13 protein-coding genes and 1 other annotated feature (1 of these 14 running past the window's edge) are annotated in these 13778 nt (G+C 44.0%); of the genes, 3 read left to right on the top strand and 10 right to left on the bottom strand.

Features of this window, described 5'->3' with window-relative positions; translation table 11 throughout:
* Nucleotides 1-50: 50 nt before the first annotated feature.
* Both MHB54_RS23425 and MHB54_RS23420 read right to left on the bottom strand, forming a co-directional pair.
* Entirely contained in the window at nucleotides 51-479 is a 429-nt protein-coding gene (locus MHB54_RS23425; protein ID WP_023989320.1) for a CBS domain-containing protein, read from the bottom strand.
* Nucleotides 480-563: 84 nt separating this feature from the next.
* Complete coding sequence (locus tag MHB54_RS23420) at nucleotides 564-1769, bottom strand: M20 metallopeptidase family protein (protein WP_340982040.1); 1206 nt, start codon at nucleotides 1767-1769, stop codon at nucleotides 564-566.
* 250 nt (nucleotides 1770-2019) lie between these two features.
* On the opposite strand from MHB54_RS23420, the gene ftsW reads away from it, so the two are divergent.
* Nucleotides 2020-3279 (top strand): putative lipid II flippase FtsW, encoded by a 1260-nt coding sequence (gene ftsW, locus MHB54_RS23415; protein WP_025723472.1) that lies wholly within the window; start codon nucleotides 2020-2022, stop codon nucleotides 3277-3279.
* A gap of 225 nt (nucleotides 3280-3504) precedes the next feature.
* Here the strand turns inward: ftsW and MHB54_RS23410 are convergent, their stop codons facing one another.
* Entirely contained in the window at nucleotides 3505-3870 is a 366-nt protein-coding gene (locus tag MHB54_RS23410; RefSeq protein WP_013310912.1) for an Asp23/Gls24 family envelope stress response protein, read from the bottom strand.
* 192 nt (nucleotides 3871-4062) lie between these two features.
* On the opposite strand from MHB54_RS23410, the gene cax reads away from it, so the two are divergent.
* Entirely contained in the window at nucleotides 4063-5133 is a 1071-nt protein-coding gene (cax, locus tag MHB54_RS23405; protein ID WP_068941497.1) for a calcium/proton exchanger, read from the top strand.
* Nucleotides 5134-5273: 140 nt separating this feature from the next.
* On the opposite strand, the gene MHB54_RS23400 is transcribed toward cax, so the two are convergent.
* The 5 genes from MHB54_RS23400 to MHB54_RS23380 all read right to left on the bottom strand — a co-directional run bounded on the left by MHB54_RS23400 (nucleotide 5274) and on the right by MHB54_RS23380 (nucleotide 10262).
* Complete coding sequence (locus MHB54_RS23400; RefSeq protein WP_007431028.1) at nucleotides 5274-5564, bottom strand: YlaN family protein; 291 nt, start codon at nucleotides 5562-5564, stop codon at nucleotides 5274-5276.
* Between the two features lie 141 nt (nucleotides 5565-5705).
* Entirely contained in the window at nucleotides 5706-5948 is a 243-nt protein-coding gene (locus MHB54_RS23395) for an HPr family phosphocarrier protein (protein ID WP_013310915.1), read from the bottom strand.
* Nucleotides 5949-6037: 89 nt separating this feature from the next.
* The gene (locus MHB54_RS23390; protein ID WP_264453604.1) at nucleotides 6038-7153 is read right to left on the bottom strand and encodes an aminopeptidase; all 1116 of its coding nucleotides are present in this window, start codon (nucleotides 7151-7153) and stop codon (nucleotides 6038-6040) included.
* A 76-nt stretch (nucleotides 7154-7229) separates the two neighbouring features.
* A complete protein-coding gene (locus tag MHB54_RS23385) occupies nucleotides 7230-8081 on the bottom strand; it encodes a hypothetical protein (RefSeq protein ID WP_023989325.1) in 852 nt (283 codons plus the stop codon).
* A 195-nt stretch (nucleotides 8082-8276) separates the two neighbouring features.
* The gene (locus MHB54_RS23380) at nucleotides 8277-10262 is read right to left on the bottom strand and encodes a sensor domain-containing diguanylate cyclase (RefSeq protein WP_264453603.1); all 1986 of its coding nucleotides are present in this window, start codon (nucleotides 10260-10262) and stop codon (nucleotides 8277-8279) included.
* A 436-nt stretch (nucleotides 10263-10698) separates the two neighbouring features.
* On the opposite strand from MHB54_RS23380, the gene rpsD reads away from it, so the two are divergent.
* Nucleotides 10699-11298, top strand: coding sequence for a 30S ribosomal protein S4 (gene rpsD / locus MHB54_RS23375; RefSeq protein WP_025723468.1), 600 nt, complete (start codon nucleotides 10699-10701; stop codon nucleotides 11296-11298).
* Nucleotides 11299-11378: 80 nt separating this feature from the next.
* Here the strand turns inward: rpsD and MHB54_RS23370 are convergent, their stop codons facing one another.
* Entirely contained in the window at nucleotides 11379-12248 is an 870-nt protein-coding gene (locus tag MHB54_RS23370; RefSeq protein ID WP_069080012.1) for an AraC family transcriptional regulator, read from the bottom strand.
* Between the two features lie 201 nt (nucleotides 12249-12449).
* Nucleotides 12450-13703, bottom strand: a complete 1254-nt coding sequence (gene tyrS / locus MHB54_RS23365; protein ID WP_013310921.1) for a tyrosine--tRNA ligase — start codon at nucleotides 13701-13703, stop codon at nucleotides 12450-12452.
* Nucleotides 13704-13769: 66 nt separating this feature from the next.
* Nucleotides 13770-13778, bottom strand: a binding site (T-box leader) (it continues 258 nt past the right edge of the window).

Below are 13778 nucleotides of genomic sequence, written 5' to 3'. Positions count from 1 at the left end.
GAAGCTCGGGGTAAAGATCTCCCCAAACTAATGCTACCTTAATTATTCTTCTAGTGGACCTGCTCGGAAATATGACTAAGCGCCTCTCCAGCGTTGTCTGCAAAAATATTACGAACAGCCAAATCCCCGATCGAGACAATCCCGATCAGACGGTCTCCTTCCGTTACGGGCAAACGACGGATTTGCTGTTCTGCCATGAGTTCAGCTGCTTGGTCCACCGACATGTCCGCACTAGCTGTACGAATACCTGTCGTCATGACGGTATCGACCGAACCCGAACCCGAATTTTTAGCCGCATAACCGCGAACGACAAGATCACGGTCCGTTACTACACCGATCAACTTATCACTGCCTTCGCTTTCCACAACCGGAATAAAACCAGTATCATTGTCCTTCATTTTGACCGCAATTTCATAAATATTGTCCTGCGGGGTAACCGTTACGCATTTTTTAGTCATAACTTCCTGAACCTTTTTCATGGGTACTCCCTCCTTTTCAACAGTAGGGTACCCCATTTCATTAACCTCATACTCCAGATTGAACCGTTCCCAATTCAACTCATTTTAGCCCTTAATTGCCCCTGCGTTTCGTTCCGCAGCGTATCCCGTAGACATCGCAATAAACAAACGAACCGCGTTAATCATAGCATCCTCATCAAAATCAAATTTTGGATGATGGTGTGGATAAACTGCTCCTTTAACTGGGTTACCCGCTCCTACGAACATGAAGCAACCTGGCACACGTTCCAAATAATACGCAAAATCTTCAGCAGGCATCAGCTTCGACGCTTTCTGCACATTCTCCTCGCCGAAAACAGATTTTGCTTCATTAAAGAAACGAGATGCTTCATGTGTGTCATTGACAACTGGTGGGTACCCCATAATATAGCGAACCTGTGCTGTTGTACCGTATGTTGCGGCTGTAAGCTCGGTCACCTCATGCAGTCGCTCCTTCATTACCGTTCGTGTCTCCTCATCAAACGTACGAATCGTTCCACTCAAGCGACACGTTTCTGCGATCACATTTTGCGCAGAGCCCCCTTGGATGGTTCCCACCGTCAGCACGGCAGGTCGTAATGGGTCGACTGAACGGCTTACAACACTTTGCAGTTGCATAACAAGAGCTGAACCCGCCACGACACTATCATTAGTGGACTGGGGCATCCCACCATGCCCACCCTTACCTGTGATTTCAATATAAAAATCGTCTGCCGCCGCCATCAACGGCCCTGCGCAACTCGCGGCCGTCCCGACCGGAAAAGGTGTCCATAAATGGATGCCATAAATGACATCCTTACCTTCCAATATACCATCCTTTATTACACTGACCGCTCCGCCAGGCAGCAATTCCTCCGCAGGTTGGAACAACAAACGAATTTCTCCTTGCAGCTCGTCCCGATTCAGACTGAAATAGTAAGCCGTTCCAAGCAACGCGGATGTATGTCCGTCATGGCCGCAAGCATGCATGGCTCCGTCCACGCTGGAGCGATATTCACATTCCTTTTCATCCTGAATAGGAAGAGCATCCATATCGGCGCGCAGCAAGACGACAGGCCCGGGTTTAGCACCACGAATGGTGCCTACAACACCGTGTCCCCCTACCTGACGGCGAATCTCGATTCCCCAACTCTCCAACTTATCCGCTACAAAAGCTGCGGTTTTGCTTTCTTGAAAGGAAATTTCGGGATTCTTATGTAAATGTCTACGCCACTCCACCATGTTTTCTTGCAAACGATCAAACCAGATCTTATCTATCGCATGTTGTGTCATTCTGCTCCACCTCTCCTTTTAAAGCACCGGGCAAGTTCCCGAATTAATCATGCAGCGTCACCACGTATGCACCGCTGCTCTCAAGTCTTCATTTTCATCCTATTGTAGCAGATATGGAATTGTTGCGATATCTGTTGCTCCAGGGAGGTTGCAGAAGCCCAACAAACATAATATGATAAAATGGATAAACGATAAAATGATAACCGTCTGCGAGGAATATACCTTGTGGCGAATACCGGGGGAAGCTGATATGAGAAATACGAAGCCGGAGACTCGAAGAAGAGGCACACCGGATTTTCAATTGCTGATCCTCACTTTGTTATTGGTTGGATTCGGTGTAATTATGGTATTTAGCTCCAGCTCCAGCGTAGCTCTGCTGAATAAAGAATACAATTTTGACTCTTTATATTTTGTGAAGCGCCAATCTGCATTTGCTGTACTTGGACTTTTTATTATGTTGGTAGCTATGAATATTAAGATGGAAAAATATAAAAAGCTTTTTGTACCTTTATTTTTCATAACTATATTACTGCTAATCATCGTTCTTTTTACAGGCTCACTTAACGGCGCAAAAAGCTGGCTCAGGTTTGGTAGTGTTGGCTTCCAGCCAACGGAGCTTGCGAAAATTTCCATCATTCTTTACTTATCCGCACTTATTGTCAAAAAAGGAGATCGCTTTAGAGATCTGCGGACTGGCTACATACCTGTAACAGTCATTGTAGGCTGTGTTGCAGGACTCATCATGCTTCAACCTGATTTAGGCTCCTGCTTCATTTTGGTTGCTACCAGTGGTCTGATTATTTATGCCGGTGGAGCCAGTGTCAAGCATATTACAGCATCAATTGTTCTGCTCGTGCTAGGCGCTTCCATCGTATTTGGCATTGGGTCGTTGTTTGGAGGAGATTCTGGAACCACAGATGGACAAGCTGCTGCCAAGCAAGATTATAAAATCGGACGCTTTCAAGCCTTTCTCAATCCCGAAAAATATAGACAAGGAACAGGATACAATCTGGTACAGTCCTTGCAAGCTATAGGCGAAGGCGGTTTAAACGGGTCAGGATTTGGTAAAGGTATTATCAAGCTTCACTATCTTCCTAATTCATTTAATGATTTTATCTTTTCTGTAATTGGTGAAGAATTCGGATTTGTCGGAACAGCCATATTCCTGATGCTATATTTGTATTTCATTTGGCGAGGCATGATCATTGCTCTGCGTTGCCATGATCCGTTCGGAACGTTGGTAGGCACTGGCATCATGGGTTTGATCGCTATTCAGGCCTTCATTAATATCGGCGGTGTAACCCAAACGATTCCAATCACTGGCGTAACGCTTCCATTTATCAGCTTTGGTGGCTCCTCCCTACTTGTCATGATGTTTTCCATGGGCATTATGCTCAGTATTTCTCGTGAGAACACCAAACAAGCGGTGCAAGAACGCACCACAGGGGTAGCTGTCCGTAATGAAGTACCCAATCGCTTTCAAACGCGTAGAACCAACCGTTTTCGTTAAAAAAAGAACTTCCATGGACCACTTACAACGGTGGCTTTGGAAGTTCTTTTGGTTATGTATAAAATATGGGAACCCTCTGCAAAAATGGCTATACTGTTGATTCACAAAACGAAAACTGGCGATTCTATAACCACCAGTTTTCGTGTTTTTATTCGGGTTATCCCACGGAATTCCCGGCATGTATACAATTGGTGAAAAACGTCAATTTATCGGTTCCTAATTCTTTTACACTGCGTCGTCCTTGAACGCGACACCTTCCACTTTTACGTTCACTTCCACGACCCGCAAACCCGTCATACTTTCGACGGCTTCTCGCACATTTTGCTGAAGAATTCGGGACACCTCATGAATAGGTGTTTCGTAGAGCACGATAATACGTAGATCAATGGCAGCTTCCAGCTGTCCAACCTCCACTGATACGCCTTTTTGCACATTTTTACCGCTCAGCCTTTTGGCCCAGCCTTCCGATAAACCGCCTGACATTGCAGCAATGCCCGGTGTCTCTAATGCGGCCATCCCGGCAATTTTACCTACGACATCGTTGGAAATCTTGATGTTTCCTGCTTCCAGTTGTTGAATTTGCTCTGCCATGACCTATGTCCCCCTTCATCCATCCTTTATTTGTATTGTAAAGCCTCAGCCACTCCAAATGCAAACCCTACGTATGAAAAACAACTTTCGTTTACAACCTATATCATTTTGGGTATATTAATTTAGAAAATCCATACAAGTGACAGCTTTCACCAAACTTGTACACATCTATTGATATCGAGGTGCTCTTCATTGAAAAAATGGTTATCTCCCGCTTTGCTTATAGTGACATTTGCTCTTAGCGCAGTCGCTCATTACACGCATTGGAACGCTATAGCCCAATTTGTCATTTGCGCAATTTCTGTTGTATTCGTAGCCGGTTTTCTCGGCAGGGCGACCGAAAGTGTCGCGCATTATGCTGGCCAACGTTTAGGCGGATTCTTAAATGCCACCTTTGGTAACGCAGCCGAACTGATCATCGCCATCTTTCTTGTTAAAGAAGGTCTTTACGATATGGTAAAGGCCAGTCTTACCGGTTCCATCATCGGTAATCTGCTGCTGGTGCTCGGAGCAAGTCTGTTCGCTGGCGGTTTAAAGTACAAAGTGCAAAATTTCAATATATCGCTGGCTGGATTAAGTGGTTCTCTGATGATTGTGGCTGTTATTGCCTTGTTCGTTCCAGCTGTCTTTCTGAACACACACGTTATCACGGATAACGAATCAGATACGCTCAGCCTCATTGTCGCAGGCACGCTCATTGTCGCGTATATTGCGTGGCTTATTTTTTCTATGATTACGCATAAGGACTATTTAGCTGATGTGACCGAACAAAAAGATGAAGAATTGCCACATGAGCATGCCCCTGTGTGGTCCAGAAACAAATCCATTGCCTATTTGGTACTCGCTACTGTCATGGTCGCTTTTGTCAGCGAATGGCTGGTAGGTACACTGGAGGTATTTACGACCCAATTTGGGCTCAGCGAATTGTTTGTAGGTGCCTTCCTCGTCGCTATTATTGGTAATGCAGCCGAACACAGCGCTGCTATTTTACTGGCGATGAAAAACAAAATCGGTGCATCTGTCGAAATAGCTGTCGGCAGCAGTTTACAAATTGCACTATTTGTTGCCCCTGTGCTGATTTTTATCAGTTACTTTATGGGAAACACGATGAATATTGTTTTCACCACAATTGAGCTGGTCGCCATTGCTGTCGCTGTATTTATCGCCAAATCCATCACCCAGGATGGCTCAACCAACTGGTATGAGGGACTCATGCTACTGGTAGTGTATGTATTGTTAGGTGTATCCTTCTTCCTTGTGTAGCTTTTAAGGTTTTAAAATGTGCATTAGGATGGTGGAAGGGCGATGCGCTTTTACCATCCTTAAAGAACATTTTTTAAAAAAAGGCATCAAAAAAAGCATGCTCTCAAACTCCGCATGCTCTCATCAATTCAACCGTCTTCCTAATTGGCCTTATTATTCATGGCCTCATATAGAATAGCCAGATTGCGTTCCAGCTCACTGACCAGCTGTTTACCTACCATTTCCGGAAGAAGTCCAGCGCGAACCGCAAAATCCACTTCCTTGGAAAATCCGTACATCTGAGTATCCAGCACTTCCTCATAGAGAGGGCAATAACGGGTTGCCAGATTCTCCATCTGTACTTCAATAAGCTTCTTTATTTTATCTGCATCTTCCTGAAGCAGATTAATAGCCTTGATATTCAATTGTTCCTGCAAATCAGATGAAGTCATGGATTCTTCCCCCCTATGTCTCAATGTCGCACAAGACGTCCTATCCTTAATATTAGACCAAATTGCAGGCTAATACAAGAACCTGACAAAAAAAGCATCCCTACAGTTACAGGTAGGGATGCTTTTGCTTCAAGAATAAAGTTAGCTGGCTACTGAAATATGAAGTCCGTGCTTCTCGAACACCTCGATGATCGCTTTCTTAGCTTCCTCCGCATCTGGTCCATGAACGTGTAGTTCATAGCTATGGCTGCTGACTAGGGTCGTAAACAAGCCCAGTATACTTTTCACATCAATATACTTATTTTCGGAATGAAGGACGATGGAAGAGGTGAACTTGCTCGCCGTCTGTGCAATTTCAACAACAGCCGCGTTATTATTGGACATAGAGATCCCTCGCTTTACTGAATTGTCATGTATCGTTACTCATCCATAATAATACATTGAAATCGCTTTCTCAGCAAGAACGGATATCGTTATTTTAAATTTTCAGGGTTTAATGGCTCCAGCTCAGGCAGTACAAAGATGCCGTCTTTACGAATCAAAACATCGTCAAAATAAATTTCACCACCGCCATATTCTGGACGCTGAATCAACACCAAATCCCAGTGGATGGATGAACGATTACCGTTATCCGCTGTTTCATAAGCTTGACCTGGTGTAAAATGCAAGCTGCCAGCGATTTTCTCGTCAAACAAAATATCCTTCATTGGATGTAAAATGTGCGGATTAAACCCGATGGCAAACTCGCCAATATAACGTGCTCCCTCGTCAGAATCAAGAATATCATTCAGCCGCTTCGTATCGTTACTCGTCGCTTCCACGATCTTACCATTTTCAAAACGGAATTTAACATTTTCAAAAGTAATACCATTATACAGGGTTTGTGCATTGTAGCTGATAGTTCCGTTAACGGAATCACGTACAGGTGCGCTGTATACTTCGCCATCCGGGATATTGCATTGACCTGAACACTTGATAGCTCCGATTTGCTTAATAGAGAAATTCAAATCCGTACCCGGTCCGCTGATCCGTACCTTGTTCGTCCGATTCATCAGGTCTGCCAATGCATCTTGAGCTTTGTCCATTTTTGCATAATCCAGATTACACACATCGAAATAAAAATCTTCGAATGCTTCTGTGCTGATATTCGCCAATTGAGCCATGCTGTCATTCGGATAACGCAGCACTACCCATTTGGTGTGTTTCACCCGTTGTTCGCTATGTACCGCATGCTGATAAATGGAATTATACATTTTCATTTTATCTTCCGGCACATCTGACAGATCATTTACATTTTCCCCTGCACGAATTCCGATGTAGCAGTGCATTTGCTTCATCCGGTTAAGGTCAATCTCAGCCCAGGTCTCCAGCATTTCCTTTGTCGCGTGACGAAGCATGGCGCTCTGTACCTTACGGTCTGTAAGTTGTACAAAAACATTTCCACCTTTTTTACCAACTTCATGAATGATGGCGTTAAGCAAGTCACGCTCTGTACCAATCATTTCGATCAATACATTTTCTCCAGGCTGCACCTCAACAGAGTAACCTACCAAATTTTCCGCCAGCTTAAGTATTCTAGGATCTTTCATGTAGTGACTCTCCTTCTCTATTTCATTCTTTTTGAACAATGGTTAATTCAAAATTCATTGTATCACGCCCGCTCCTTTACTTGTAGTCCTCAAAAGTAACTCTGGTTATCAAAGCCTCTTGATGCAGCTCTTCATTCACTCCCTGTCGGGAAATCCTGCATTCCGATGAAAGCTTTAAGGGTAAACCTGTTTGGCGATCTATGGTCAGATGATACACAGTACGCACAATGGATTGCTCCAACTGGTTGCTCATATCCTCACAACTTTGTGACCATACTTGAGTCAGCTTCTTTTGCAGTTCTCGATTCGTTCCTGTATGCTGCGTTTTTAATATCCCGATTTGAGGGTTTAACGTATTCATTTCTTTTATTAAACGATCTTTCAACCAGCGCTTTGCCGAAGCAGATTCCGGTTCAATCCTCAACATCCAAGTTCCCCGGGCAGCTCCCGTTTCCATACGAATGCTCTTATTCAGTGTATTTAATTCCTCAAGCTCCTGAATCGGATTGAAGCGATTTAACATACCATTTCCACCCAGAGGGGGATAACCGGATGTCAGCGCAACCCATTTTCCACTCTGACGAAGAAAATGTTCTTGTGTAACATCATGCTCGGACTTACCTTGTTGCAGGGCTACGTAGCCACCTTGCTTACGAAAAGCTTCTGTAGAGCCCCAATGCATGATCAATTCATCGTGATTTCTTAGCCTACCGCGATATTCAAACTGCTTATTCGTTGGCAGACCACTGTCAGCTCTAATTGCAGTCCGTCCAGTAAACGTTACCATCTCTTTGCCAGCCATTCCTGCAACAGATCTCTTAAAAATCTGCTCAGGAGTATATTGTCGATCCAGTGCACAACCACTTAACACACCTATCACAAGGAACACACCACAAACCTGCATCACCCATTGCTTTCTCCAATGCATCCCATCATCCATCCTATCCTGAACATAACTGTACTCATGAGCAATAATCCTGCTTCAAGGCAGTTATGCTACCTGGTTCACTTTATCGTGTTTTCCCTATAGTTCAAACATACACACGATAAAGCTACGTTTAGGATTACCTGTCTGCAATGGGTTATGCAAGACAAAAAGAGAACATTCCCTAAGGAATATTCTCTACACATTGGCTACATGATCAACAACTATTCGATTGCGTCCTTCATTTTTCGCTTCGTACAAGGCCATATCAGCGCTATAAAATAAAGATTCAATACTGATCTGCTCGTCCAGCCAGTTCCATTCAGCAATCCCGCAAGAAACAGTCACCTGAGGCTCGGTTTCATGCTGTACACGGTAACGTATTTTTTCTGCATATCCGAGCGCCTGCTGTACCCCCAGCTGCGGTAAATAAATGGCAAGCTCCTCGCCGCCCCATCTGGCACATACATCCTCATCGCGAGTCGCCGAACGAACGATATTGCTGACGCTTTTCAGAATTTCGTCACCCGTCTGATGCCCATACGTATCGTTCACCTGTTTGAATTGATCAATATCTACCAAAATAAGAGATCCACAGAAATCCTTTTCCTGATGTTGCTGAATGATTTGGTCCACATAATGACGTACATACAGACCTGTTAACATATCCATATTAGCCAAACGTCGCACCTCAGCGTGCAGCATAGCATTGGTTACCGCCAACCCGATGTGAGGGGCTAGCATTTGCAGCATTTTGTAATTATCATAAGAGAAAAAGTGTGGAAGCTTGCTGGACAATAGTATAACCCCTCTAGGAGTACCGCTGGTCTTCATAGGTACAGCCATCAAAGACTGGGAGTCCGTCGCATCCATAAAATGAGAGGTTATCTTCCCATCCTTTCTATAGTCCGACACAATCACTGGTTCTCCTGTTTTGCGTATCAGTCCAGCAAATCCCTCTTCATGAGGGTAACTTTCTAATTTTAAGCTTTCCACATTACTCGACATGACCTTAAAACAGCTTCCATCCTGATCAAGCTGTACAATACAACAAAAGTCAGCCATGAACATTTTTAATAACTCCTGCACGGCAAATTCAAATATTTCATTTAACTTCAGGCTCTGATTCAAGCGCTGAACCAGTTCATTAATGAGACGCAATTCATGAATAAGTACATTAGATTGCTCAAGCAGCTTCGCATTTTCAAATGCAGTGCCAGCCGTATCCGCCATCATGGCAATCAGCTCTACATCCACTTTTTTCATACTATCCGCACCCGATGGAAGGATCATATGGAAAACACCGTATACACCCTGCTTGCCACGTAATGGGATGCCGATTTCAGTCATTTCATCTTGTGTACCGACAGGCTCATTCACAGCCATTTGCCCTTTCATAAATGCACGGACGCATACATCTTCGTCCCGTTCATGCAGCAGCAAAGGTTTGACCTGCGGATTGCGACTGTGTCGATCCTGACTCATATACAAGGTGATATCTACATGGGGAAACAAATAGGCGATGCTCCCGAATACCTCATCCAGCACGCCTTCCACGTCAATTTTGTCATGCATCCGTTTTACAATCTGAAATAAAATAGAACGGCGTCTACCTTCACGATCGCTTCGATTCTGCATCCCAAGGATATCTTCCATAAATATATACTCAAACTTCGAGTAAAAGCAGGATTTAAAATGTAAAGCAGCTGCTAACAATGTGTCCTGATTTGAGACAGAATGTTGAGCAGGCCGTGTAAAACGAAGAGCGGCAAAGGGCTCCCTCTTGTAATTACGGCATAGTATGGGAACCATATACACAAACGCAAGGCTTCCATCACGAAGTTTGCGCTGACTCACTTCCATCTCTCTAGATATGCAACAACGTTCGACCAAATCCAAATCCTCGTCATCATCTTCTTCCCTACCAGCAACACGAACACCTATAAAATTAAAAACACCAGTATATTCTTCGTTAATCCAGGATATACCATTGCTCTGCTGTAACCAACTCCGATATCCTTGGACAAGCAGCTGGTTAATATAGGGGAAATCATAGGGTGTCATATCCATGTTCTGGAGCCAGGCAAAAGACGTATATCCTTTATCATCAAACAGCGGAGCACCGCCAGCCTGGACTGTTTTACTGTCAAGCATTTGCTGATCCGTTGTTGAAAATTCCGACATATTAAGGCGCTCCTTCACAGCAAAATTAGCTGTACCAAGACAGCGGCTATACACCACTATAGCTCATAATATGATCTATTTTACTCTCAACTCTAGAAATTTGCATCCATTTTTCAGAAATTCGTCCCACTTTTTTAGTTCTTAAGCCCTATCGACAAATTCTGACGTTTTCATTCTTTTTCTTTTCTTGACATTGACCCACTCTTACATATAGTATATATTAATGAAAAAGACTGTACGGCAGAACTATCTACTGTGCGGATCTTAAATTTTGGGCGTAACAGTTTGTGTCACCCTCATCTTTTTTGTTGCTGACAGGACAGCGGCTGAACTTTTCTGTCAGTAGTGCGTCTTACCTTAATTGGTAGCGCCGAACAAATTGGAGCGCAAAGAGAGCCCCAACTCAAATTTTAATTATGAAGGAGTTAACTCTATAATGGCACGTTACACTGGTCCTAAATTTAAATTGAGCCGTCGTCTCGGTATTTCCCTGAGCGGCACAGGTAAAGAATTGAAACGCCCTTTCCCTCCGGGACAACATGGTGCAAACCAACGGAGAAAAATCAGCAACTACGGTATGCAGCTTCAAGAGAAACAAAAGCTGCGTCACATGTACGGCTTGGGTGAAAAACAATTCCGTACCCTGTTCAACAAAGCTCAACACATGCACGGTATCGCTGGTGAAAACTTTATGTTCTTGCTGGAAAGCCGCCTGGACAACCTTGTGTTCCGTCTTGGCTTTGCTAATTCCCGTGCAGGCGCACGTCAATTGGTAGCTCACGGTCACGTTACTGTGAACGGTAAAAAAGTTGACATCGCTTCTTACCAAGTAAGTCTTGGCGACGTGATCGGTCTTCGTGAAAGAAGTCGTTCCCTGTCTTCCATTAAAGAAGCTTTGGAAAACCGCAACCACTTGGCAGCTTACCTGGAGTACAATGACGCAGCTCTGGAAGGTAAATTCATTCGTTTGCCTGAGCGTGGCGAATTGTCCCAAGATATCGATGAAAAACAAATCGTCGAATTCTACAACCGCTAATCCTTGTATTAGCACCAAAAAGCACCCGAATTTATTCGGGTGCTTTTTTTTATATTCCCTATGCATCGAGCCTGAGGGTTTTATTCAATGGGGATGTATACCTTCATACTCAAGTGATCTGGATAGGAGGAATTCATCACGTCCGTAATTTCAAAATCAGGCCCCTCCCTCCGTTCAAAATTAGAATTAGGAAGCCATGTGCCATAGATAAAGTCTCGTATATTCTGAACCCGTCCATCTGAACCCGAAGCGTCAAACTCAGCATACTTCCCTGCTGGAATCTCCATATATACGAAACCCTCTGCCAGTTCTTTTGACTCTTCTTCAACTGCCTCGCCCACCACAAATGAAAATGCACCGTTGTCTTCAAATCGACAGGCAACCCCATATGACATTCCCGGTGCAATTTTGTTCGGGATAAACATAAAATATTCATTTGCTCCAAAGTGCCCATAAAACCCTGGGATTTCTTTATAGTGCTGCTCATTATTCAGATTTGTTTTATATTCATATCCTACAATTTTAACTGTTTCGAGCTGCAATATCACCGGCTTATTCACATCCAAATCCCCTATCGTATTTTTTTGGTAATCCAGAAAATTGATTTTACTTTGCGCAGGAAACTCGATATCACCGTTACGATACTTCCCAGGGGTGATCCCAAAATTCTTTTCAAAAGCGCGGGTAAAAGCTTCTTGTGAGTTGTACTGATACTCAATAGCAATGTCCAACACTTTTTGATTGGATTGTTTTAGCTGTTCAGCCGCCTCGGACAATCTTCTCCTTCTTATATATTGTTGAACCGTAAAACCCGAAATGGCCTGAAAAACCCGTTGGAAATGAAAAGCTGAAAAACAGGCCTGTGAAGCAATCTCGGCAATTTTTAAATCCTCCCGGAGATTCAATTCAATAAACTCAATCGCACACTGAATTCGTTTAAAATAGTCCATATAATCCTTCCCCGCACTTGTAATTGTTTTGGTTATCTATCCTACACCCAAATTGTGCAACCCACGTTTTCATTATGTATAACTCTTTACCTACATGTTTGATTATTTGTGCTAAGTTTACCATGACTTTTCACTTGTCAGAAATAAAAAAGCAGCGCTGAGATCGATACAATCTCAGCGCTGCTTTTGAAAATATTTTCATTATCCAAGCTTGATTTTAGCAAATTTCCGTTTACCTACCTGCACAATGTCGCCTTCCTTCGGCGTGTATGCTTCGTTCACATCGGTCCATTTCTCTTCGTTAATTTTGACCGAACCCTGCTGAATACTGCGCTTGGCTTCACCATTAGATGCTGCAAAGCCCAGATGAGTCAGCAACTGGATTACACGAATGCCACCTTCTTCTAACTGATCAGCCGTCAAGGTGAACTCTTCAATATCGTCAGGCAGCGCACGTTGCTGGAATACGGTCACAAAATGCTGCTTTGCTGCTTCCTCTGCTTCTTCACCGTGGTACATGCGCACTAACGTTCCAGCCAGCTTCATTTTGGCATCACGTGGATGTACTGAGCCGTCCTTAACACCTTTCGCCAGCTCTGCCAGCTCCTCGTTGTTGATATCCGTTGCAAGCTCAAAATATTTCAGCATCAGCTCGTCAGGAACGGACATGGATTTCCCGTATATTTCGTTCGGCTCCTCATCAACACCAATGTAGTTCCCCAAACTTTTGCTCATCTTCTGGACGCCATCCAGCCCTTCAAGCAATGGTAATGTAATAGTAGCCTGCGGCTCAACTCCGTATTCTTTTTGCAGGGTTCTGCCCATCAGCAGATTAAACTTCTGATCCGTCCCCCCCAATTCAATATCGCTTTGGAGAGCCACGGAATCCATGCCCTGCATCAGCGGGTAAAAGAACTCATGGATGCTGATCGGCAATCCGTTTTGGTACCTTTTTGTAAAATCATCTCGTTCCAACATACGGGCAACCGTTACTTTGGCCGACAGGGTTACTACATCAGCAAAAGACATTGGCCCTAACCATTCGGAATTGTAGAATACCTTTGTTTTTTCAGGATCGAGAATTTTAAAAATTTGTTCCTTGTACGTTTGTGCATTACGCTGTACATCTTCCTCAGTCAGTTGCTTACGAGTCTCCGATTTACCTGTCGGATCACCAATTCTGCCTGTAAAATCTCCGATAATCAGTTGCACTTGATGGCCTAATTCCTGGAACTGGCGCAGTTTGTGCATAACAACCGTATGTCCGATGTGAATGTCGGGCGCAGATGGATCAAGACCCAGCTTAATTTTGAGCGGCTCGCCGCTAACGACCGATTTGATTACCTTACGCTTCAGCTCATCCTCCGGTACAATTTCCGCCACACCCCGCTGTATCACCTCTAGCTGTCGCTCGACCTCTACCTGTTGCTCCGGCTTCAATTCTTCCCACTTCATCCTGTATACCTCCTATTTTTCATCCAAAATATTACATATTAGACAAACCAAAAAGCCCCTTTCATCCCAAGGGAC

The sequence above is a fragment of the Paenibacillus sp. FSL M7-0802 genome, from assembly GCF_038004945.1.
GTDB classification, from domain to species: Bacteria; Bacillota; Bacilli; order Paenibacillales; family Paenibacillaceae; genus Paenibacillus; species Paenibacillus polymyxa_B.
Note: the sequence above shows the minus strand (reverse complement) of the source record. Positions and strands in the feature narration are given on the sequence as shown.